Raw genomic sequence first — 21318 nt, forward strand, 5'->3', positions numbered from 1 at the left:
CAAGAAGGTCAAGCGGCTGTCGCTGCTGTCGGGCGGTGAGAGGTCGCTGACCGCCGTGGCCATGCTGGTGTCGATCTTCAAGGCCCGCCCCAACCAGGCCGTCCACCGGCGATCCGCCCTTGGTGGCCGAACCCGCGGCACCGCCGGCGACGTCCCCGGCGCCGCCGGCCAGGCTTCCGGCCGCCTTCTGCGCCACCGGCGTCACCGTCTTCGCGGCCTTGCCCGCGGCCTTGCCCGCCGCGGGCACCGCCTTCTTGACGGTCTTCGCCCCGGTGTCACCCGCGGTGCTGGTGACGCTCCGGGCCGCGCCGTCGACGGTGCTGCCCACGTGCGCGCCGTCCACGGCGGACAGTCCGCCCAGGTCGGGCGTGGCCGGGAGCTCGGCGGCGCTCGCGGAGCCGGCCGCACCGACCACGGGCGCCGCTCCCGCTGCGAGCAGCAGCGCGACACGGGCGATCCGGCGGGTCAGGGGGAGGGACATGATGCTCCTTTGACGGATTCGACGGTAGAGATCGTGTGTGACCGGACGCTGTCGGGCGGCCGATCGCGGTGACTACCGCTCGAACTCCGCGAAGGTTGCGGTGACCCGACGTAAAGAGTCGGCAATGCATCGCATAATCATCTACGGATAAAAACGGGCAAACGGCATCGCTGGAAAATGTCTGCCGAATCCTTCCGCCCCTGTGTTTCCAAGGGTTGTGGACGTCATTCGAGTCCTTGCGAAAAAGAGGCCCCGGCGTCGACGCCGCGCCCGTGCGCGTCCCTCTGTCGGGTGAATCCCCGCGTCAGGGCGCCGTGACGATGCGGACCTCGTCCGCGGCGGCGCCGCCGTCCGCACCGGACCACTCGCCGGAGTCCACGCTCCACTGCCGCCCCGCGTAGGAGACCCGGTCGATGTGCAGCGCCGTGGAGTGGGCCACCGCCCAGTGCGCGAGCTCCCAGCCGCGCTGCCGCGCCCCGCCCTGGGCCGAGCCGGAGCCGGCCGGGACCGGGACCGTCACGGTACGCGCGGTGTCGCCCGACCCCGCGGCGGCCTTTCCGGAGTCCTTCCCGGCGCCGGGGTGCACCGCGGCGCCGTGCCCCGCCGTCCCCGGGGAGACCGTGGTGCCGTCCGCAGGGAGCACGTTCCTGCCGAAGTCCCGTACCAGCGCGGCCCGCACCTGCACGGGGTCGCCCGGCTTGGCGGAGGAACGGCCCTCACAGGTCAGCGTCCCCGCCACGCGACCGGTGAGCGCGGCCGACAGCAGCGTGGCATCCGGCTCGTGCTTCGCGTACGCCTGGGGGAAACCGCTGTGCTGCACCCGCTGCGCCGCGACCGTCAGCGGCAGCCGTGAATAGCCGGGCACCTGCGCCAGGTGCTCGTAGAACCGCCCCGCCGCGTACGCCGGGTCCATGATCTCCTGCGCCGTGCCCCAGCCCTGCGACGGGCGCTGCTGGAACAGGCCGAGCGAGTCCCGGTCGCCGTGGTTGATGTTCCGCATCGCGGATTCCTGGAGCGCGGTCGCCAGCGCGATGGTCACCGCACGCTCCGGCATACCGCGCGAGGTGCCGACCGCGGAGATCGTCGCGGCGTTCGCCGCCTGCTCGGCCGTGAACTCGTACGAGGCGCCGTCGCCGGCGCCCGAGACGACCTTGCACCGCGGCGCCGCGCGACCCCCCGACACGTACTGCGCCACCACGTAGCCCGCGAGCGCGAGCAGCACCGCGGCGGCCGCCCCGATGCGCAGGAGGCGGCCGCGACGGAGAAGTGCACGGGGCTCAGACACGCCTAACAAGGTACTGGAGGCCGCTGTGGGCCCCGCGGGGACCGGGGGCCCGGCGGCGTACGCCCCGGTCCGGGAGGGTCTCCGGGGTGTCCGCCCCTTTGTCCGGTCCGGTGCCGGTGGCGTCCCCCTTCTCGTCCGCGCCGGGGTGCCGGTGGCGTCCGCGTCCTCGTCCGGGTCCGGCCCGAAAAGGGGGCCGCCGCCGTCCGGGCGGGGGGCGTTAGGGTCGTCGCCATGGACGGAACCCCGCTTGACCTCACGTCGGACGCGGCGAAGCTCACCGCACAGCTCGTCGACTTCCCCTCCGAGAGCGGCAGCGAGAAGCCCCTCGCCGACGCGATCGAGGCCGCGCTGCGCGCCCTGCCGCACCTGACGGTGGACCGGTACGGCAACAACGTCGTGGCGCGCACGGACCTCGGGCGCGCCGAGCGCGTCATCCTCGCCGGGCACATCGACACCGTCCCGATCGCGGACAACGTCCCGTCCCGGCTCGACGAGGACGGCGTGCTGTGGGGCTGCGGCACCTGCGACATGAAGTCCGGCGTCGCGGTGCAGCTGCGCATCGCGGCGACCGTCCCCGAGCCCAACCGCGACCTGACCTTCGTGTTCTACGACAACGAAGAGGTCGCCGCACATTTGAACGGGCTGAAGCATGTGGCCGAGGCTCACCCGGACTGGCTGAAGGGCGACTTCGCGGTCCTGCTGGAGCCCTCCGACGGCCAGGTCGAGGGCGGCTGCCAGGGCACCCTGCGCGTCCTGCTGCGCACGAAGGGTGAACGTGCCCACTCCGCGCGCAGCTGGATGGGCTCCAACGCGATCCACGCCGCCGCCCCGATCCTCGCCCGCCTCGCCGCGTACGAACCGCGTTACCCGGTGATCGACGGTCTGGAGTACCGCGAGGGCCTCAACGCGGTCGCGATCGAGGGCGGAGTCGCCGGGAACGTCATCCCGGACGCCTGCACGGTCACCGTCAACTTCCGCTACGCGCCCGACCGCAGCGAGGAGGAGGCACTCGCGCACGTCCACGAGGTGTTCGCGGACTGCGGGGTCGAGGAGTTCGTCGTCGACGACCACAGCGGCGCCGCGCTGCCCGGCCTCTCGCACCCGGCGGCCGCCGCGTTCATCGAGGCCGTCGGCGGCACACCGATGCCCAAGTACGGCTGGACGGACGTCTCCCGCTTCAGCGCGCTCGGCGTTCCCGCCGTGAACTACGGCCCAGGAAACCCCCACTTGGCGCACAAGCGGGACGAACGAGTCGAGACCGCGAAGGTCCTGGCGGGCGAGGAACGGCTGCGCGCCTGGCTGACCGCCTGAGCCCCGGAGCCGTCCGGACACCCCGAATTCCGTCGCGCTTAACGCCCGTAGACCTACGCTGAAGTGGCACGACCGTCAGTGGAAGGGGATGTCCATGGCCAGTCCGGAAATGCAGGGCCCGCCGGAGGAGCAGCACCTCGGGCCGGTGGTGAGGCGCCGTGAGCAGGTCCAGCCCGGCACCGCGGACCAGCGGCTGCTCGACGTCAAGGGCGACTCGGACTGGGTGCACACGGACCCCTGGCGGGTGCTGCGCATCCAGTCCGAGTTCGTCGAGGGCTTCGGAGCCCTCGCCGAACTCAACAGCGCAATCAGCGTCTTCGGCTCCTCGCGCACCCGCCCCGGCACGCCCGAGTACGAGATCGGCGTACAGCTCGGCAGAGCGCTCGCCGAGGCCGGCTTCGCGGTGATCACCGGCGGCGGTCCCGGCACCATGGAGGCGGCGAACAAGGGCGCGCGGGACGCGCACGGCGTCTCCGTCGGACTCGGCATCGAGCTGCCCTTCGAGCAGGGGCTCAACGCGCACGTCGACATCGGCGTGAACTTCCGCTACTTCTTCGTCCGCAAGACGATGTTCGTGAAGTACGCACAGGGGTTCGTGGTCCTGCCGGGCGGCCTCGGCACGCTGGACGAGCTCTTCGAGGCCCTCACACTCGTCCAGACCCGGAAGGTGACCCGCTTCCCGATCGTCCTCTTCGGCTCGGCGTACTGGGGCGGCCTCGTCGACTGGCTCCGCAACACCGTCGTCGCCGGCGGCAAGGCCTCTCCGCACGACCTGCTCCTCTTCCACGTCACCGACGACGTGGAGGAAGCGGTCGCCCTGGTCAGCAAGGAGGTCGCGGGCTAGCGCCCACCCGGCCGGCGGCGGCCGGCCCGGCCGTCAGGGGGTCCGGCGGAATCGGCGACACCACGTCGCACGGCCGCCGGACCTCGGTGCCTTACGGAGCACCTGGGCGGGGCGGGGCGGTCGGTCAGGCCAGGCCGCGGCGGGTCGCCGCCGGAGGGCGGTGGCCGGCGATGGAGGCCACCATGTCGAGGACCTGACGGGTCTCGGCGACCTCGTGCACCCGGTAGACCTGGGCGCCGAGCCAGGCCGAGACGGCGGTCGTCGCGAGCGTGCCCAGGACGCGCTCCTTGACCGGCCGGTCCAGGGTCTCGCCGACGAAGTCCTTGTTGGACAGGGACACCAGCACCGGCCAGCCCTTCTCCACCATCTCGCCGAGCCGGCGCGTGGCCTCCAGACTGTGCCGGGTGTTCTTGCCGAAGTCGTGCCCCGGGTCGATCAGCACCGACTCGCGCGGCACGCCGAGGGCCACGGCCCGCTCGGCCAGGCCGAGCGTCACGCGCAGGATGTCGGCCATCACGTCGTCGTACGCGACCCGGTGCGGTCGCGTCCGCGGCTCCGCGCCGCCCGCGTGCGTGCACACCAGACCCACGCCGTACCGCGCCGCGACCTCGGCAAGCTTCGGGTCGACACCGCCCCAGGCGTCGTTGAGCAGGTCCGCGCCGGCCTCGCAGACCGCCTCGCCGACCTCGTGCCGCCAGGTGTCCACGCTGATCACCACGTCGGGGAAGCGGCGGCGCACCTCGGCGACGAAGCCGACCGTGCGGCGTGCCTCCTCCTCGGCCGTCACCTCCTCGCCGGGACCGGCCTTGACCCCGCCGATGTCGATGATGGCGGCGCCCTCCGCCACCGCCTGCTCCACGCGGGCCAGCGCGGGCTCGTCGCGGAAGGTGGCGCCCTGGTCGTAGAACGAGTCCGGGGTCCGGTTCACGATCGCCATGATCACCGGCTCGTGCGCGCCGAACTCGCGCTTGCCCAGCCTGAGCATCCCCTGTGACTCTCCTTGTCGATCTCGCCGATCGGGTCGCCTGCGACCCTAACTGTCACAGGCACATGGCACGATCGGTGTTCAGCATTCAGTGTCCAGTACGAGCAATGTCCGGGCCGAGCGGTGTTCGGCACGAGCAGCGCGCGGCACGGGCAAACCGAGCGTGGGGACCTCAGAGATGGTCTTGTTCTTGTTCCTGGTCGTCGCGCTCGTCGTGGTGGTCGCCGCGGTGACACTCGCCGTGGTGGGCGGCGGCGAGAGCGGCGCACTTCCGGAAGCGGCACCCGAGCGGTACGAGGAGCCGCTGCCGCGGCACAGGCCGGTGGAGCGCGACGACGTCGACGCGCTGCGCTTTCCGATGGTCTTCCGCGGCTACCGGATGGACGACGTGGACGACGCCCTCGGCCGCCTCGGCGCCGAGCTCGCCGAGCGCGACGCGCGCATCTCCGACCTGGAGTCGGCGCTCGCGGGTGCCCGCGCGCGGGAGTCCCACCGGGACCAGGGTCCGCCCCGGGACCTGCCCGGCGGGACGGAGAACGGTCTATGACCGGCGAGGCGGTGCCGGGCCCCGACGGAGGTCTGCGCTGTCCTTGGGCCCTGTCGACCGAGGACTATGTGGCGTACCACGACGAGGAGTGGGGCAGACCGGTCCACGGCGACGACGCCCTGTTCGAACGCCTGGCCCTGGAGGCGTTCCAGTCCGGCCTGTCCTGGATCACGATCCTGCGCCGCCGCGAGACGTTCCGTGCGGCCTTCGCCGGTTTCGAGATCGCGAAGGTGGCGGCGTTCACCGATGCCGACAGGGAGCGGCTGCTCGCCGATCCGGGGATCATCCGCAACCGAGCCAAGGTGGACGCGGCCATCGCCAACGCGCGCGAGCTCGCCGAGTGGTCACCGGGTGAGCTCGACGCCCTGATCTGGTCCTACGCCCCCGACCCGGCGTCCCGGCCGGCCCCGCGCACGCTCGCGGACGTCCCGGCGGTCGCCGACGAGTCGACGGCCCTCTCCAAGGCCCTCAAGAAGCGCGGCCTCCGCTTCATCGGCCCCACCACGGCCTACGCCCTGATGCAGGCGTGCGGCCTGGTCGACGACCACCTGTCCACCTGCGTGGCCCGCGGCACCTCCTAGCCCAGCGCTTGCGCTGGGCCGGCGGCACCATCTGTCCGTGGTGTGCCGGGGGCGCGGTGCGCGCGTGCGCTGCCTGGGGTGCGCCGCCGGTGGGGGGTGTGCCGGGGTCGTCGTACGTGCGTGCGCTGCTTGGGGTGCGCTGCCGGTGGGTGGTGGGTTGGGTGCGCGCCGGGACCTCCGTCCTCGGACCGGCGCGCTTCCGTCGCCCGCCGGGTCGCTCGGTACTTGCGCGCCGGCCGCTGCGGGCGGAGGTCCCGCCACGCCCCCTGCGGCCGGTTCGGCGGCTTTCCCGCCGCGGGGGCTGCGCCGGCTGTGCGGCAGGGGGCGCGACTGCGGCTCCCGCTCCCGCTCCTGCTGTGGGCAGTCGTTCCGCTGGGGCGGAACGGGTGGGCACAGCCCCCGGTGCCGGGCAACCCTGCGGGAGAGGTGCATGTGGTGCCGGGTAGGCGGGGCGCCCCCGGCGCCGGGGCAGGAGAGGGGACGCCACCCCCGGTGCCGGGGGACCGGAAGTGGCGTCGCCCCCCGGACGGGGGTGCGCCTAGCGGCCCAGATACTTCGGCTTGGCCTTGTCGATGAAGGCCTGGACCGCGATCGTGTGGTCCTCGGAGGCTCCCGCACGGGCCTGGAGCTCGTCCTCCTTCTCCAGGGTCTCGTCGAGCGAGTGGGAGGAGGCGTAGGAGAGGGACTCCTTCAGCGCGGCATAGGCGAGGGTCGGCCCCTCGGCCAGCGCCCGGGCGACCCGCTCCGCCTCGGCGGCCAGCTCCGCCGCCGGCACGACGCGATTGGCGATCCCCAGCTCGTACGCCTCCTGCGCCTTGATGCTGTGCGGGAACAGCAGCAGATCGGCGGCCCGCCCGGGACCGACGACCCGCGGCAGCGTCCACGAGACGCCGGAGTCGGCGGTCAGCGCGACCCCGGCGAACGACGTGTTGAAGGACGCCGTGTCCGCGACCACGCGATAGTCCGCGGCGAGCGCGAACCCGAAGCCCGCACCGGCGGCGACACCGTTCACGCCGGCCACGACCGGCTTCGCCATGCCGGTCAGGGCGCGGACGATCGGGTTGTAGTGCTCACTCACCGTGTTCATGACCTGCCCGGTGCCCGCCGCACGGGCGGCCACCAGCGCCCCGATGTGCTCCTTGAGGTCCTGGCCCACGCAGAACGCCCGGTCGCCCGCCGCGGTCAGCAGCACCGCCCGCACCGAGTCGTCCGCGGCGGCCGCCCGTGCGGCCTCCCGCAGGGCGACCTTGGCCTCGGTGTTCATCGCGTTCATCGCCTCGGGGCGGTTCAGCGTGATCGTCGCGAGTCCGTCGCTCACTTCGTAGAGCACGGTGTCGGCCATGTGGGTTCCCCTCGGGCTGGATGCGGCTCGGTCGTCTTCCGAGGACAGCATGGCGGAGATCACCTTCACGGGACATGTGACCTGCGTCAAAGAATTCCCGGGCGGCGAAAGGTGGCGAGCCGAGCAGTATCGCAGCCACATCGCCGAATTGAGTGGTTTTGCGGGAGCGAGTTGCGCAAGCGTTGCCGCCTCATGTTGGTCATCGGGTCCTGCGATGCGGGATAATGGCTGGGAAGCAATGTGTTCGATGCCGGACGCGTGCCCTTGGCAGGTCCTTCGGCGACGTTGAGCTGGTTTCAGGAAGGGGAACGAGCATGGCGGCCATGAAGCCGCGGACGGGTGACGGCCCGCTCGAGGTGACCAAGGAGGGGCGGGGCATCGTCATGCGCGTTCCGCTCGAAGGCGGCGGTCGACTTGTCGTCGAGCTGACCCCGGACGAGGCCGACGCCCTCGGCGATGCGCTCAAGAAGGTCGTCGGCTGACGCGGAAGCGACCATACCTTTCAGCTGCCCCGGCATCGTACGCGCTGCCGGGGCACCGCTGTATCAGGGGGGCGACGGGGCCCCTGAGCGCGCCGGACCCCCGGTCAGCGCTTGACGGCGCAGAGCAGACCGTCGCCCACCGGCAGCACCGACGGCACCAGGTCCTGGCTCTCCCGCACGGCTCGCACCAGCTCGCGCAGCCGCAGCACCTCCACCGGCTGCGGCCCGGAGTCCATCGTGCGGCCGTCGGCGAAGACGCCCTCGAAGCACACCAGCCCGCCCGGTCGCAGCAGGCGCAACGATTCTCCGAGGTAGTCCAGGCACTCCATCCGGTCCCCGTCGCAGAACACGAGGTCGTATCCGCTGTCCGCCAGCCGCGGCAGCACGTCGAGGGCCCGGCCGGGGATGAAGCGCGCCCGGTTGCTGGCGAAGCCGGCAGCCCGGAAGGCATGCCGGGCGAACTGCTGGCGCTCGGGCTCCGGGTCCACGGTCGTCAGTACACCGTCCGGCCGCATGCCGTGCAGCAGGTGGATTCCGGACACCCCGGTCCCCGTGCCGATCTCGGCGACCGCCTTGGCGTCCACGGCGGCGGCGAGCATCCGCAACGCGGCGCCCGTGCCGGGCGACACCGAGCGCAGCCCTGCTTCCCGGGCCCGGTCGCGGGCCCAGAGCAGCGCATCGTCCTCGGCGACAAAGGCGTCGGCGAACGCCCAGCTCGTCTGCCGGTTGCCGGTAATGACCCTCTCCTGTCCCCGTAGGTGCCTGGCCGTGACTGTATCCGTTGGGGGCGGGAACCCGCAGATGGGACCGGGCGTTTAGAAGGGTGGGAACGGACGCGGGGGGCTGTCGATGGACCAGGGCACCGAGCAAGTGGCTACGCAAGCACCGAAGCCTGCATCAAATTCACGTAAAACCGCTTATCCGGAGCTAACGGGCGAGGTGGCTATGGTAGGGGCTCCACTGGACACCACCAGAGCCGACAGGGGAGGTGCGGCTGCGCCTGTGGATCGGGGAGGAGTGCTGAGGCGCTTTCTCAGGTCGTCGGGTGAGCCGAAATCCGTGACCGAGACCGCTGCCAAGTCCGACGCTGCTGGCGCCGCACAGACCGCGACCTTCGCCGCCGACGCGGACTCGCAGTCCTGGACCCCGCCGAGCTGGGAAGAAATCGTCAGCACCCACAGTGGCCGGGTGTATCGCCTCGCCTACCGGCTGACCGGCAACCAGCACGACGCGGAGGACCTCACGCAGGAGGTCTTCGTCCGGGTCTTCCGCTCCCTGTCCACGTATTCGCCGGGTACGTTCGAGGGCTGGCTGCACCGGATCACCACGAACCTCTTCCTGGACATGGTCCGCCGCAAGCAGCGCATCCGCTTCGACGCGCTGGGTGACGACGCCGCCGAGCGGCTGCCCAGCCGCGAGCCGTCCCCGCAGCAGGTGTTCAACGACGCGCATTTCGACGCCGACGTCCAGCAGGCGCTCGACACCCTCGCGCCGGAGTTCCGCGCCGCGGTCGTCCTGTGCGACATCGAAGGACTGTCGTACGAGGAGATCGCCGCGACGCTCGGCGTGAAGCTGGGCACCGTCCGCAGCCGGATCCACCGCGGCCGCTCGCAGCTGCGCAAGGCGCTGCAGCACCGCTCGCCGGAGGCCCGTGCCGAGCGCCGTTCGCACGCGGGCACGTCCCGCGCCCTGCAGGCCGTGGCGGGGATTCCCGCTCTGGGAGGAGGGGGCGCGACCGCGTGAGTGGATCACGAGTGAACCCCGCCGAGCGACAGCTCGCCGAGCAGCATCTGGGAGACCGCCTCGCCGCCCTGGTGGACGGCGAGCTCGGTCATGATTCGCGCGAGCGTGTGCTCGCCCATCTGGCCACGTGCCCGAAGTGCAAGGCCGAGGCGGACGCCCAGCGGCGTCTGAAGAGCGTCTTCGCTGAGACGGCGCCGCCGCCCCCGTCCGAGAGCTTCCTCGCCCGTCTCCAGGGGCTGCCCGGGGGCGGTGGAGATGAAGGGGACGACCCGTTCCGCGGGGAAAGACTCGGCGGTACGGGCGTCTTCGGGATGAACCCGGAGGCGACGTTCCGGTATGTCCCGGGCCCGCACGACGGACCGTCGGCCGCGATGGGGGTCCCCCCGTTCGAGCGAAGCCGGGAGCGGGGCATCGGCTTCCGTATCCATGACGTCGGCCGGGCCGAGGCCGAGCGCTCGGCCTCGCGCGGCCGCCGCTTCGCCTTCGTCGCGGCGGGAGCGGTGTCGGTGGCGGCGATAGCGCTGGGCGGGGTCTCCGCGAGCGGCCCGGTCGTCTCCGGCGACTCCAGGGGCGGCGGCTCCGGCAACAACGTGATCCCGCTGCGTCCGCAGAGCGCGGGCACCACGACCTCGGATCCCGCGCGACGCCGGAACACCGGGCCGGCCGCCCCGTCGGGGCGGCGTCCCAGCGGCGTCCTGTCCGCGCCGGTCGGCACCGCACAGGCCGATGCGCCCCTGCTCCCCGGAGTGTCCGCACTGTCGGCCGCCGAGGAGCGGGTCTATCCGCTGACGGTTCCGATGGTGGCGGGGGCCGCCGCGATGTCTCCCCTCATACGCTCCGTGCCGGGCCCCGTTCCGACCCGGTACGCCCCCGACGCGTCCCCGGCCCCGACGCCCGGCATCGGGAGCCGCGGCACACGGCTGCGCTGACACCCGGCGTCAAGGCCCAGCCGTCCCGGTGCACGTCCCCGGGGCGGCCCCGGACGGGGAGCGGACCCCGCTCGCGCCCGGGCCGGCCGTTTCCGGTGTGCCCGGACTCTGCGCGACGGCCCGCGAACCTGGTTGAATTCCCTCGGCCGCGTGCCCGGCCGGGACCGGTGCGCGGAGTCGACGTTCGATGTGCGGTGATCGCCGCGCGGCCGGGCCACACGGTGGGCCGTGCCGCAGGCCAGGTGTGGGGAGAACATGGACGAGGGCAAGTCCGCTAAGCGCTCGTGGTGGAGCCGCCCGAGGCCGACGGCCGCGGCGGAGCCGACGGACGTGACGCCGGAGGACACCACGGCGTTCGCCGCCCAGGAACCGGCGAGGACGTCCGGCGGCGGTCCGGCGCGGGCCGACGGCACGGGACCGGCCGAGGGCCACGCGACCGTCGAGGGGGGCGGGCAGCCGGGCACCGCGCAGCTCGAGGACCCCGCGGTGACCACGCCGGGCGATGCCCCCGGCGCGACGGCGGGCGCTCCCGTCGAGCCGTCCGCGGCCCAGGAGCGCCCCCGCCCGCTGCACGACCCGGACCCCTACGGGACGCCGCCCTACGGCGAACCTGGCCCCTGGGCGCCCGCACCGCCCGTACAGCACCCGGGGACGCCCGCCCAGGGCACCCGGCTCCCCGGCGCACCGCAGCACGCCGGCACCCCGCCGCAGGGCGTGCCCCTGCCGTCGGCACCCCAGGGCGGCACCCCCGCCCAGGGCACCCGCATCCCTGCGCAGGCCCAGCACGGCGGCGCCGCGGTGCCCGCCGCCCCCGCGCACGGGACCCCCGGCCACGCCGCGACGCCCGTCCACGGTGTGCCCGCCCAGGGCGGACCCGCCTCGGGCCCGCCCGTCCCGGGCATGCCCGAGCACGCCGCACCCCCGCACGCCCCCGCACACGTCCCACCGCAGGCACCGGCTCCCGGTGCGCAGCCCTTGGCCCCCGGCGCCGGGCACTGGCAGCAGTACGACCCCTGGGCCGCGCCGTTCCAGCAGACGGGTGCGGTGCCGGCGGTGCCGAAGCGGCGCGGCCGGCTCGTCGCCGGCGCCGTCGCGCTCGCGCTGGTCGCCGGCGGCATCGGCGGCGCCATCGGGTCGTACGTGGAGCGCAACGACGGCTTCGGGGACGTGAACCTGTCGCAGGCCGGGGTGGAGCCGAAGCACCGGGCCCCCGACAGCGTGGCCGGGATCGCCGCCAGCGCGCTGCCCAGCGTGGTGACGCTGCATGTGCGCGGCGCCGCCGAGCAGGGCACCGGGACCGGGTTCGTGCTCGACCGCCGTGGCCACATCCTGACCAACAACCACGTCGTGCAGCCCGCCGGCTCCGGCGGCGACATCAGCGTCACCTTCAGCGGCGGCGAGACCGCGAAGGCGCGCGTCGTGGGGCGCGACGCCGGCTACGACCTCGCCGTCGTCAAGGTCTCCGGCGTCAACGGCCTCAAGCCGCTGGCGCTCGGCAACTCCGACAACGTGCAGGTGGGCGACCCCGTGGTGGCCATCGGCGCACCGTTCGACCTGGCCAACACGGTGACCTCGGGCATCATCAGCGCGAAGGAGCGCCCGATCACGGCGGGTGGCGAGAAGGGCGACGGCAGCGATGTGAGCTACGTCGACGCCCTCCAGACCGACGCACCCATAAATCCGGGCAATTCAGGCGGTCCGCTGGTCGACGCGAAGGCCCGCGTGATCGGCATCAACAGCGCCATACGCTCCGCCGACAGCGGGTCCGACCCGGAAGGCGGCCAGGCGGGTTCCATCGGCCTCGGTTTCGCCATCCCCATCAACCAGGGAAAGCGGGTCGCCGAGGAGCTCATCAACACCGGCCGGGCCACGCACCCTGTGATCGGTGTCACGCTCGACATGGCCTACAGCGGCGACGGCGCCCGCGTCGGAACCAAGGGCAAGGACGGCGGCCCCTCCGTGACGCGCGGCGGCCCCGGCGACAAGGCCGGCATCCGCGCGGGCGACGTCATCACCGGCGTGGACGGCCAGCAGGTGCACTCGGGCGAGGAGCTGATCATCAAGATCCGCGCCCATCGCCCCGGTGACCGCCTTCAGCTGACGCTCGAGCGGGGCGGCCACGAGAGGAAGATCACGCTCACCCTCGGGTCCGCCTCCGGCACCTGACCAGGGGCCGCCCCGGGCGCCGCAGTCCGCCGCACGGGCCCCTCGGTCCGGGGCGGCCGTGGGGCCTGCGGCGGCGTACTGCGGCCCACGTCACAGCGAACCCGTCATGTACAGGAAGTCGAAACGTCCGGGACGGTACCGAACGGGTGGGAGCGCCGGGTACCGTGGACGGGCCCGGACCACGGTGGACTGCGGCGGGCTGGGGAGCATCGCAAGGAGCCAGGATGTTCAATGACGTAGGACCGCTCGAGCTGGTGACGCTCGTGGTCCTTGCCGTGCTCGTCTTCGGCCCGGACAAGCTGCCGAAGCTCATCCAGGACGTCACACGGACCATCCGCAAGATCCGTGAGTTCTCCGAGAGCGCGAAGCAGGACATCCGCCAGGAACTGGGCCCGGAGTTCAAGGACTTCGAGTTCGAGGACCTCAACCCCAAGGCGTTCCTGCGCAAGCAGCTCGACAAGGACGAGTACGGGCTCCAGGAGATCCGTAACGGCTTCGACCTGAAGAAGGAGATGGCCGAGGTCGCCGACGCGGTGCACGGCCGCGACTCCGACGCCACGGGATCCTCCGCGGGGCCGACCGAGGGCTCCGGCGGCCGCGTCGACATGACCAAGGACGCCCGGGTCGACATGGCCAAGAAGCCTGGTCAGCTCGGTGCGGGCGACCATCCGCCCTTCGACGCTGACGCCACCTGAGGTAACCGCGCCAGCGCCCGACCACAGGTTTCCCGGTTCCCGGATCCGAGGTCGCTATCCTGCCTTGTTGGTGTGCGGACCGCATGACGTCGCCCGAGGGGGGCGGGTTGCTCCGGTCCGCCGATGACGAGGAGGCGTCCAGATGGAGACGACGAGTCGGGTGGGCGCGCAGGCGTCGGCCGCGGAGGGCGGACAACCCGTCACTCCCGCGCGCCGGTCGGTCGACGGCTACCTCCGGGCATCCTTTCCCTGGTACGGCCTCGACGAGGCGTTCACGGGCCCGCGCTGGCTGATGCAGGTCGGCGTGTCCGCCGACGGTTCCGTGGAGCACGGCTCGATCGGCCACGGGGACGAGCCGTCGGTGAAGACGGAGGGCCGTGACGGCGGTGCCGACAAGGAGCGGTTCGCCGCCGTGGTGACCGTGGCCGCGAATCCGGTGCGGCGCAGCGCCGACGGCACCGGCGTCCTCGAGGCCACGTCGGTGTCCTCGGCGGCCTGGCTGGCCGGCTCCGGGCTGCTGGCGTTCACCTGGCCGCCGCAGCTCGACCACTCCCTGCGGGACGACTGGCTCGACCAGCAGACCGAGGCGGCGTGGGTCCTGGCCGACGACCTGGACGGCGCCGACTGGGCCACGCTGTCCCTGCCCGTGGACGGGGTTCCGACGCCGTTCCACTACCGGGAGTCCGAGTTCGGCTGGGTGCTCGCGGGCTCCACCCGGGAGGGGGTCCACATCGGCGCCTACGGGCGCGGGATGAGTGCGTACGGGCTGGGCTTCTCCGTCGTCAAGGACATCGCCGAGTACGCCCGGGACTGAGCCGGGGAGCGGTCCGGGCGGAGGCCCGGGCCCGGCCGGGGAGGGCCCCGAAGGCGAACGCCGGCTGCCGGCGCCGTACGGTGACGGCGCCGGCAGCCGGCGTACGGGTCCTCAGAACTTGTTCCGCGGGGTGATCCCCAGCGACATGCCCGACAGGCCGCGCTGGCGGCCGCCCAGCTTGCCCGCGATGGTGCGCAGGGCCGAGCCGGCGGGGGAGTCGGGGTCGGTCAGGACCACCGGCTTGCCGTCGTCGCCGCCCTCGCGGAGGCGGACGTCGATCGGGATGGAGCCGAGGACCGGGACGGTCGCGCCCGTTGTGCGGGTCAGCCCGTCGGCCACGAGCTGGCCGCCGCCGGTGCCGAAGACGTCGACCATCTCGCCGCAGTGCGGGCAGGGCAGGCCCGCCATGTTCTCGACGACGCCCACGATCTTCTGGTGGGTCTGGACGGCGATGGCGCCGGCGCGCTCGGCGACCTCGGCGGCCGCCTGCTGCGGCGTCGTCACGACCAGGATCTCGGCGTTGGGGACGAGCTGGGCGACCGAGATCGCGATGTCGCCGGTGCCCGGCGGGAGGTCGAGGAGCAGGACGTCGAGGTCGCCCCAGAAGACGTCGGCGAGGAACTGCTGAAGGGCGCGGTGCAGCATCGGGCCACGCCAGACGACGGGCGCGTTGCCCGGCGTGAACATGCCGATGGAGATCACCTTCACGCCGTTCGCGGACGGCGGCATGATCATGTTCTCGACCTGGGTCGGCCGGCCGTCCACGCCCAGCATGCGCGGGACGGAGTGGCCGTAGATGTCGGCGTCGACGACACCGACCTTCAGACCGTCCGCGGCCATCGCCGCCGCCAGGTTCACCGTCACGGACGACTTGCCGACGCCGCCCTTGCCGGAGGCCACCGCGTACACGCGGGTCAGCGAGCCAGGCTTGGCGAACGGGACCTCGCGCTCGGCCTGGCCGCCGCGCAGCGCGGTCGCCAGCTCACGCCGCTGCTCGTCGCTCATCACGTCCAGGGTGACGTCGACGCGCGTGACGCCCTCGACCTTCGAGACCGCATCGGTCACGCGCTGGGTGATGGTCTCGCGCATCGGGCAGCCGGAGATCGTGAGATACACCGTGACCGCGACGGCGCCGTCCGCGCCGATCTCCACCGATTTGACCATCCCCAGCTCGGTGATGGGTCGCTGGATCTCGGGGTCGTTCACCGTCGCCAGTGCTTCGCGCACCGCGTCTTCCGTAGCCATACCGACGATGGTACGGCGCTCACCAGGGGGCCCGGAAAGCCCCGTCAGCGGTCGCCTACGTCACGTCCCGGGGATGCCGCGTCCGGGAATAGCAGGCGCCGCTCGTCCAGCTCCTTCACCAGGTCGTCCAGTTCGGAGCGGAGCCAGTCGCGGGTGGCGACCTCGCCGAGGCCGAGGCGCAGCGCCGCCATCTCGCGGCTGAGGTACTCGGTGTCCGCGATGGACCGTTCGTTCTGCTTGCGGTCCTGCTCCAGGTTGACCCGGTCGCGGTCGTCCTGCCGGTTCTGCGCGAGAAGGATCAGCGGGGCCGCGTAGGACGCCTGGAGCGACAGCATCAGCGTCAGGAAGATGAACGGGTACTGGTCGAAGCGCAGCGGGGCCGGGGCGAAGATGTTCCACAGCACCCACAGGATGATCGTGACCGACATCCAGACGATGAAGCGCCCGGTCCCCAGGAAGCGGGCGATCTTCTCCGAGAGCTGTCCGAAGGCCTCCGGGTCGTACTCGGGCAGCAGCCTGCGGCGCGGGACGCGCGGCAGGTCCAGACGGATGCGCGGGACACGCGGCTCGGTCCGGGTGTCGCGCTCGCGTTCAGCGGCCACGTGGCACCTCCCCGTCGTGCTCGGGCAGATGGAACTCCGACTCGCGCCAGTCCTCGGGCAGCATGTGGTCCAGCACGTCGTCCACGGTGACCGCGCCGAGCAGCGAGCCGCCGTCGTCGACGACAGGCGCCGCCACCATGTCGTACGTGGCGAAGAACCCGGCGACCACGGGGAGCGGGGCGTCCGGGGCGAGGGACTGGAGATCGTCGTCGAGGATCGAGCTGCACAGCGTGAACGGCGGGTCGCGCAGCAGCCGCTGGAAGTGGACGGTACCCAGGTACTTGCCGGTCGGCGTCTCGTCCGGCGGCCGGCACACGTACACCTGTGCGGCGAGCGCGGGTGACAGGTCCGGGTTGCGTACCCGCGCCAGCGCGTCGGCGACCGTCGCGTCGGGGCGCAGCACGACCGGCTCGGTCGTCATCAGACCGCCCGCGGTGCGCTCCTCGTAGGCCATCAGCCGGCGTACGTCGGCCGCGTCGTCCGGCCGCATCAGGGCCAGCAGCCGCTCCTTGTCCTCCTCCGGCAGCTCGGCGAGCAGGTCCGCCGCGTCGTCCGGGTCCATGGCCTCCAGGACGTCCGCCGCGCGTTCCTCCTGGAGCTTGCCGAGGATCTCGATCTGGTCGTCCTCGGGCAGTTCCTCCAGGACGTCGGCCAGCCGGTCGTCGTCGAGCGCCGCGGCCACCTCCGCCCGTCGCTTCGCCGACAGGTGGTGCAGCACATTGGCGAGGTCGGCGGGGCGCAGCTGTTCGAAGGTGGCCAGCAGGTTCTCGGCGCCCTGGCCCACCTCCTCCAGCGCAAAGCCGGTCACGGCCGACCATTCGACGGTCAGCGTCTCCCCCTTGTGCCGCCGGAAGGCGCCGCCCTTCTTCCTGCCCTTGCGGACGAAGACTCGGTCGATCTCCCAGTCGCGGCGGGCGGGCAGTTGCTGGATGGAGACGTCGAGGACGGTGACCTCCTCGTCCGTCTCGACCAGCTTCACCCGCCGGTCGAGCAGCTCGCCGAGCACCAGCCGTTCGGTGGGGCGCTGTTCGAAGCGCCGCACATTCAGCACGCCCGTCGAGATGACCTGGCCCGAGTCGATACCGGTCACCCGGGTCATGGGGAGGAAGACGCGGCGCCGGTCGGAGAGTTCCACGACCAGGCCCAGCAGCCGGGGCGGCCGCCGGCCCGCGCGCAGCATGGCGACGAGGTCCCGCACATGCCCCACCTGGTCGCCGTTCGGGTCGAAGACCCGGGCGCCGGAGAGGTGCGAGACGAAGATCCGGGTGGCGCTCGCCGGCATGCCCGCGCCTCCTTACTCCTGCCGTCCCCTGCCGCTGTTCGTGCCGCCGCCCACAGGGCACGGCGATGTCGCGCACGGCTTACCTCATGCCGATATGACGTGTTTGTCGCTCTCTACGGGCTTCAGGCTAGCCCGTCCCCCCGGGCCGCGCTCTGGCGGGAGATCCGGACGGACCGGCTCCGATCGCCGGTCGCCGCACGGGTACGCTGCCGTACTGCCGCACGGCAGACCCGCACGACCCCGTATGAGAGGCAGTGCCACCCGTGACCTCATTCCCCCTGGGCCGCACACGCGGAGTCCGGTCGGCCGGTGCGCTGTGCGCGGGCCTGGCCCTGGCGGCCACGGGACTGGTGGGATGCAGCGGCGAGGGCGACCCCGACGCGGGCACGAACGGCGTCGGCAAGCTGTCCGCCGGGCAGATCGAGTCCAGGACCCTGGCCGCCGCCAAGGCGGCGCCGACGGTCCGGCTCTCCGGAACCGTCGTCGTCAAGGGCCACACCTACCGGCTCGACATGCGGCTCAAGGAGAACGGGGGCACCGGGGAGGTCACCTCCAAGGGCGCCACGTTCGGGCTGCTGCGGGTCGGGGACCAGCTCTTCCTGAAGGCCGACGCCGGCTTCTGGACCCGCCAGGACGGCAAGGGCGGCGGGGCGCACGCCGGGTCGGGCACCGCCGGGGACAAGCTCGACGGCATGTACGTACGGGTCCCGCAGGGTGATCCGTCGTACCGGCAGCTGAGCGGCTTCACCGACAAGAGCATGCTGCTGGGCGGTCTGCTCACCCTGCACGGCACGCTGGCCAAGGGCGACCGGGGCGACTCGGGCGGCGTCCGCACCGTCCGGCTCACCGGCGACAAGGGCGCAGGCGGCACCCTCGACGTGTCCCTGGAGGGCACCCCCTACCCCGTCCGTCTGGAGCGCGCGGGGCACGCAGGCACCGTCCAGCTCTCGGACTGGGGCAAGGACTTCGCCCTCAAGGAGCCGCCGAAGAACGCGACGGTGGACTACGGCAAGCAGCTGCCGACGTCCTGAGGGGTCGCTGACGCCTCATGCAGAGCCGACGGTTCGGCGACCGGCGACCGGCGACCGCGCGGGGGCGGTCGCCGGCACCGCGGCCGTCCGGGCTACTTGCCCTTCCGCTTCCGCTTGAAGAGCAGCTTGGGGAGCGCGGCCGGAACGGGCTTGCGCGTCGTCGCGCCGCTCGGCGCGGGAGCGGCGGCCAGCGAACCGGAGGGCAGCCCGATCGTCGCCCCCGTCGGCTCAAGTCGCAGCACCCGGCACTCCCGGGCCCAGCGCTCCGGCATGGCCTCGCCGTCGGCCGCGTTGAGCCGCTTGCCCTTGAGCTCGGCGACGGCCGCCTCCCACTCCGGCGTACCGGGGGACAGCTCCCGCACCCGCGCCTGCCAGCCGACGATGCGTCCGCCCTTGTCCTTGCTGCGGACCGTGACGGTGGCCTCTTCGCCGTCGGCGAGGCCCGGCAGCGGCTGCTCACCCGGACCGTCACCGACGAGGTGCGCGGCGCCGTCGAGCCACGCGTGCCACAGGGCCCGGGCCGGTCCGGTGCCCTGCACCCAGATCAGCCCGGACTTCTTGGTGGCTTCCTCGACGAGGGCCTGGTCGAGCAGGGAGTCGTTCATGGGGTCAGCGTAGCGAGCACCCGGGGGAGGCCCTTCAGAGCCACCCGTTGCGCTTCAGCGTGCGGTGGATGGCGAAGCAGATGCCCACCGTGACCCCCATGATCACCGGGTAGCCGTACCGCCAGTGGAGCTCCGGCATGTACTTGAAGTTCATGCCGTAGACCCCGCACACCATGGTGGGCACCGCGATGATCGCCGCCCAGGAGGTGATCTTCCGCATGTCCTCGTTCTGCGCGACGGACGCCTGCGCGAGGTTGGCCTGGAGGATCGAGTTGAGCAGCTCGTCGAAGCCGACGACCTGTTCCTGCACGCGCGCCAGGTGGTCGGCGACGTCCCGGAAGTACTTCTGGATGTCCGGGTCGATCAGCCGCATCGGGCGCTCGCTCAGCAGCTGCATGGGCCGGGTCAGCGGGGCCACCGCACGCTTGAACTCCAGCACCTCGCGCTTGAGTTGGTAGATCCGCCCGGCGTCGACGCCGCGCGAGACCCCGCCCTTGCGGCCGGGCGTGAACACCTCGGTCTCGACGTCGTCGATGTCGTCCTGCATCGCGTCGGCGACCGCGAGGTACCCGTCGACCACGTGGTCGGCGATGGCGTGCAGCACCGCCGAAGGGCCCTTGGCGAGCAGTTCGGGCTCGTCCTGCAGCCGGTGCCGCAGGGCCCGCAGCGATCCGTGCCCGCCGTGCCGCACGGTGATGAAGAAGTCCGCGCCGGTGAAGCACATGACCTCGCCGGTCTCGACGACCTCGCTGGTGGCGGTGAGCTCGGTGTGCTCGACGTAGTGGATCGTCTTGAAGACGGTGAACAGGGTGTCGTCGTACCGCTCCAGCTTCGGTCGCTGGTGGGCGTGCACGGCGTCCTCGACCGCCAGCGGGTGAAGTCCGAACTCGGCGGCGATACCGGCGAATTCGGCCTCCGTGGGCTCGTGCAGCCCGATCCAGGCGAAGCCGCCGTCACGGCGTACCTTCAGCATCGCCTCACGGGGCGTCAGGGCGTCGCCGGAGGTCACACGGCGGCCGTCGCGGTAGACGGCGCAGTCGACGACGGCGGACGGGGCCGAGCGGTCGCGCGTCGTGTCGTACACGGGGTAGGCGCCGTTGTCCTTGCGGGAGGGACGGACGGCGGCGCGCAGGTCACGGATCATCGACATGGACAGGCTCCTTTGCAACGGGAGCCGCCGACGACGGGTGGAACTACCCGGAATGAGGACGTCCGCAGTTCGCAGGTTTGGCTCGTCCACAAAGCGGGGAGCACCGCAACGTCGCGGTGGCAGCTTCGCTACTGACAAAGATCAGTGGGTGCTGACTGAGGTCAGTCGGGTCGGAGCTCTTCCGTCGGCGCCGGGCAGGCGGGCAAAGGGCCCGGAAGACAGGGCGCGTACGCGGAGGGAGTAGCCGGAGCTACGGATTCAGCGACCGGAAGAGCGGGTGGTACTGCACGGTCGACTTCGGTCCATTGCAGTCCCACCTCCTCCTGCCGGTCCCCCGTGGGGGAAGTCCTGGCGGGGCTCGACGGCGTGCGTCGGGCGCCCTGGCGGCGAGGCTCGAAAGCACGCTTCTGTGTGCTGCCTCGACCAGCGCCCAACAGTATCAGTCGCTTGAAGTGTCAAGTCCCGGCTTTGCCCGTTACTGACGAGTTCTATGCTCACCGCATGGCTGATGTTCTTGCTCTGGCCGAGGCCCGGTTGCGTACGGCCCTGGGTGAACCCGACGCGCGGGCCGCGGTGACCTTCCTCGGCACCGACCGCATCGAGGTGCTCCGCTTCACCGAAGGGGACCGCGCGGGCGGTCTCGTGCGGTACGCGACGCTCGGCATGTCCGCCCAGCCGATGACGGATCCCACCGCGATGGTCGCGGACCCGCTCAAGGGTCCGCGCGCCGAGCTGGTCCTCACCGTGCGAGCGGGGCTCGCGGACACCGACAAGGTGCTCCGCGCACTCGCGGTGTTCGCCGCCTCGCCGCAGGTCGAGGGGCTGGTCGTGGCTCCCGGGGCCTCGCTCGACCTGGGGGAACCGCTGTGGCCGGGCGCGCCGTTCACGTCCGTCCTGGTCGCCGAGTCCGGCGGTCTGGTGGAGGACCTGGAGCTGGACGCGCCCCTGGACCCCGTGCGTTTCCTGCCCCTGCTGCCGATGACGACGAACGAGGCCGCCTGGAAGCGGGTGCACGGCGCGCAGGCGCTCCAGGAGCGGTGGCTGAACAGCGGGACGGACCTGCGCGATCCCCTGCGCAGGTCCGTGTCCCTGGACTGACTAGATGTGCTGTCCGGACAGGTTGGTGACGCGGCTGGCTGGGGTGTGGCCGCTGATTCCGGTGTGGGGTCGGTGGTAGTTGTACCAGTCCAGCCAGTCG

At 72.3% G+C, this 21318-nt stretch carries 22 protein-coding genes; 12 read left to right on the forward strand and 10 right to left on the reverse strand.

What is annotated here, in order from left to right; genetic code table 11:
- Together ACWCP6_RS36475 and ACWCP6_RS36480 are read right to left on the reverse strand one after the other, a co-directional pair.
- The coding region (locus ACWCP6_RS36475) for a hypothetical protein (protein WP_450936964.1) at positions 1 to 481 on the reverse strand (481 nt) is incomplete at its 3' end.
- A 304-nt stretch (positions 482 to 785) separates the two neighbouring features.
- Positions 786 to 1766: a heavy metal transporter gene (locus ACWCP6_RS36480; protein ID WP_450936965.1), complete on the reverse strand. Its 981-nt coding sequence runs from the start codon at positions 1764 to 1766 to the stop codon at positions 786 to 788.
- Between the two features lie 231 nt (positions 1767 to 1997).
- On the opposite strand from ACWCP6_RS36480, the gene dapE reads away from it, so the two are divergent.
- Entirely contained in the window at positions 1998 to 3077 is a 1080-nt protein-coding gene (gene dapE, locus ACWCP6_RS36485) for a succinyl-diaminopimelate desuccinylase (RefSeq protein WP_450936966.1), read from the forward strand.
- A 94-nt stretch (positions 3078 to 3171) separates the two neighbouring features.
- On the forward strand, positions 3172 to 3921 hold the full coding sequence (locus tag ACWCP6_RS36490) for an LOG family protein (protein WP_450936967.1): 750 nt from the start codon (positions 3172 to 3174) through the stop codon (positions 3919 to 3921).
- A 124-nt stretch (positions 3922 to 4045) separates the two neighbouring features.
- On the opposite strand, the gene folP is transcribed toward ACWCP6_RS36490, so the two are convergent.
- Entirely contained in the window at positions 4046 to 4906 is an 861-nt protein-coding gene (gene folP / locus ACWCP6_RS36495) for a dihydropteroate synthase (RefSeq protein WP_450936968.1), read from the reverse strand.
- A gap of 178 nt (positions 4907 to 5084) precedes the next feature.
- Between folP and ACWCP6_RS36500 the strand changes: the two genes are divergently transcribed.
- Together ACWCP6_RS36500 and ACWCP6_RS36505 are read left to right on the forward strand one after the other, a co-directional pair.
- Positions 5085 to 5453, forward strand: a complete 369-nt coding sequence (locus tag ACWCP6_RS36500; RefSeq protein WP_450936969.1) for a DivIVA domain-containing protein — start codon at positions 5085 to 5087, stop codon at positions 5451 to 5453.
- On the forward strand, positions 5450 to 6034 hold the full coding sequence (locus ACWCP6_RS36505) for a DNA-3-methyladenine glycosylase I (RefSeq protein ID WP_450936970.1): 585 nt from the start codon (positions 5450 to 5452) through the stop codon (positions 6032 to 6034). Before ACWCP6_RS36500 ends, ACWCP6_RS36505 begins: the two co-directional genes overlap by 4 nt.
- Before the next feature lie 538 nt (positions 6035 to 6572).
- Here ACWCP6_RS36505 and chcB read toward each other — a convergent pair.
- Complete coding sequence (chcB, locus tag ACWCP6_RS36510; protein WP_450936971.1) at positions 6573 to 7376, reverse strand: 2-cyclohexenylcarbonyl CoA isomerase; 804 nt, start codon at positions 7374 to 7376, stop codon at positions 6573 to 6575.
- A 314-nt stretch (positions 7377 to 7690) separates the two neighbouring features.
- Here chcB and ACWCP6_RS36515 point away from each other — a divergent pair, with 314 nt between their 5' ends.
- Positions 7691 to 7858: a DUF3117 domain-containing protein gene (locus tag ACWCP6_RS36515; protein WP_003966491.1), complete on the forward strand. Its 168-nt coding sequence runs from the start codon at positions 7691 to 7693 to the stop codon at positions 7856 to 7858.
- 104 nt (positions 7859 to 7962) lie between these two features.
- Here ACWCP6_RS36515 and ACWCP6_RS36520 read toward each other — a convergent pair whose 3' ends face one another.
- Positions 7963 to 8661, reverse strand: a complete 699-nt coding sequence (locus tag ACWCP6_RS36520) for an O-methyltransferase (RefSeq protein ID WP_450936983.1) — start codon at positions 8659 to 8661, stop codon at positions 7963 to 7965.
- A gap of 214 nt (positions 8662 to 8875) precedes the next feature.
- Between ACWCP6_RS36520 and sigE the strand changes: the two genes are divergently transcribed.
- The 5 genes from sigE (at position 8876) to ACWCP6_RS36545 (ending at position 14205) form a co-directional block, all read left to right on the forward strand.
- On the forward strand, positions 8876 to 9601 hold the full coding sequence (gene sigE / locus ACWCP6_RS36525; RefSeq protein ID WP_450936984.1) for an RNA polymerase sigma factor SigE: 726 nt from the start codon (positions 8876 to 8878) through the stop codon (positions 9599 to 9601).
- Positions 9598 to 10530, forward strand: a complete 933-nt coding sequence (locus ACWCP6_RS36530) for an anti-sigma factor family protein (protein WP_450936972.1) — start codon at positions 9598 to 9600, stop codon at positions 10528 to 10530. Before sigE ends, ACWCP6_RS36530 begins: the two co-directional genes overlap by 4 nt.
- 255 nt (positions 10531 to 10785) lie before the next feature.
- Positions 10786 to 12696: a trypsin-like peptidase domain-containing protein gene (locus tag ACWCP6_RS36535; protein ID WP_450936973.1), complete on the forward strand. Its 1911-nt coding sequence runs from the start codon at positions 10786 to 10788 to the stop codon at positions 12694 to 12696.
- 224 nt (positions 12697 to 12920) lie between these two features.
- The gene (locus tag ACWCP6_RS36540; RefSeq protein ID WP_450936974.1) at positions 12921 to 13391 is read left to right on the forward strand and encodes a sec-independent translocase; all 471 of its coding nucleotides are present in this window, start codon (positions 12921 to 12923) and stop codon (positions 13389 to 13391) included.
- A 142-nt stretch (positions 13392 to 13533) separates the two neighbouring features.
- On the forward strand, positions 13534 to 14205 hold the full coding sequence (locus tag ACWCP6_RS36545; RefSeq protein ID WP_450936975.1) for a hypothetical protein: 672 nt from the start codon (positions 13534 to 13536) through the stop codon (positions 14203 to 14205).
- Between the two features lie 111 nt (positions 14206 to 14316).
- Here ACWCP6_RS36545 and ACWCP6_RS36550 read toward each other — a convergent pair whose 3' ends face one another.
- Genes ACWCP6_RS36550 through ACWCP6_RS36560 form a run of 3 tightly spaced genes read right to left on the reverse strand, consistent with a single transcriptional unit; the run spans position 14317 to position 17334 of the window.
- On the reverse strand, positions 14317 to 15450 hold the full coding sequence (locus ACWCP6_RS36550) for an Mrp/NBP35 family ATP-binding protein (protein ID WP_450936976.1): 1134 nt from the start codon (positions 15448 to 15450) through the stop codon (positions 14317 to 14319).
- A 44-nt stretch (positions 15451 to 15494) separates the two neighbouring features.
- Positions 15495 to 16052: a DUF1003 domain-containing protein gene (locus ACWCP6_RS36555; protein ID WP_450936977.1), complete on the reverse strand. Its 558-nt coding sequence runs from the start codon at positions 16050 to 16052 to the stop codon at positions 15495 to 15497.
- A complete protein-coding gene (locus ACWCP6_RS36560) occupies positions 16042 to 17334 on the reverse strand; it encodes a magnesium transporter MgtE N-terminal domain-containing protein (RefSeq protein WP_450936978.1) in 1293 nt (430 codons plus the stop codon). Before ACWCP6_RS36560 ends, ACWCP6_RS36555 begins: the two co-directional genes overlap by 11 nt.
- 263 nt (positions 17335 to 17597) lie before the next feature.
- On the opposite strand from ACWCP6_RS36560, the gene ACWCP6_RS36565 reads away from it, so the two are divergent.
- The gene (locus tag ACWCP6_RS36565) at positions 17598 to 18365 is read left to right on the forward strand and encodes a hypothetical protein (protein ID WP_450936979.1); all 768 of its coding nucleotides are present in this window, start codon (positions 17598 to 17600) and stop codon (positions 18363 to 18365) included.
- Positions 18366 to 18457: 92 nt separating this feature from the next.
- Here ACWCP6_RS36565 and ACWCP6_RS36570 read toward each other — a convergent pair whose 3' ends face one another.
- A complete protein-coding gene (locus ACWCP6_RS36570; RefSeq protein WP_450936980.1) occupies positions 18458 to 18970 on the reverse strand; it encodes a hypothetical protein in 513 nt (170 codons plus the stop codon).
- A gap of 34 nt (positions 18971 to 19004) precedes the next feature.
- Entirely contained in the window at positions 19005 to 20120 is a 1116-nt protein-coding gene (locus ACWCP6_RS36575; RefSeq protein ID WP_450936981.1) for a magnesium and cobalt transport protein CorA, read from the reverse strand.
- Between the two features lie 501 nt (positions 20121 to 20621).
- On the opposite strand from ACWCP6_RS36575, the gene ACWCP6_RS36580 reads away from it, so the two are divergent.
- Positions 20622 to 21218, forward strand: coding sequence for a suppressor of fused domain protein (locus ACWCP6_RS36580; RefSeq protein ID WP_450936982.1), 597 nt, complete (start codon positions 20622 to 20624; stop codon positions 21216 to 21218).
- Positions 21219 to 21318 lie beyond the last annotated feature (100 nt).

The sequence above is a fragment of the Streptomyces sp. NPDC002004 genome, from assembly GCF_053593975.1.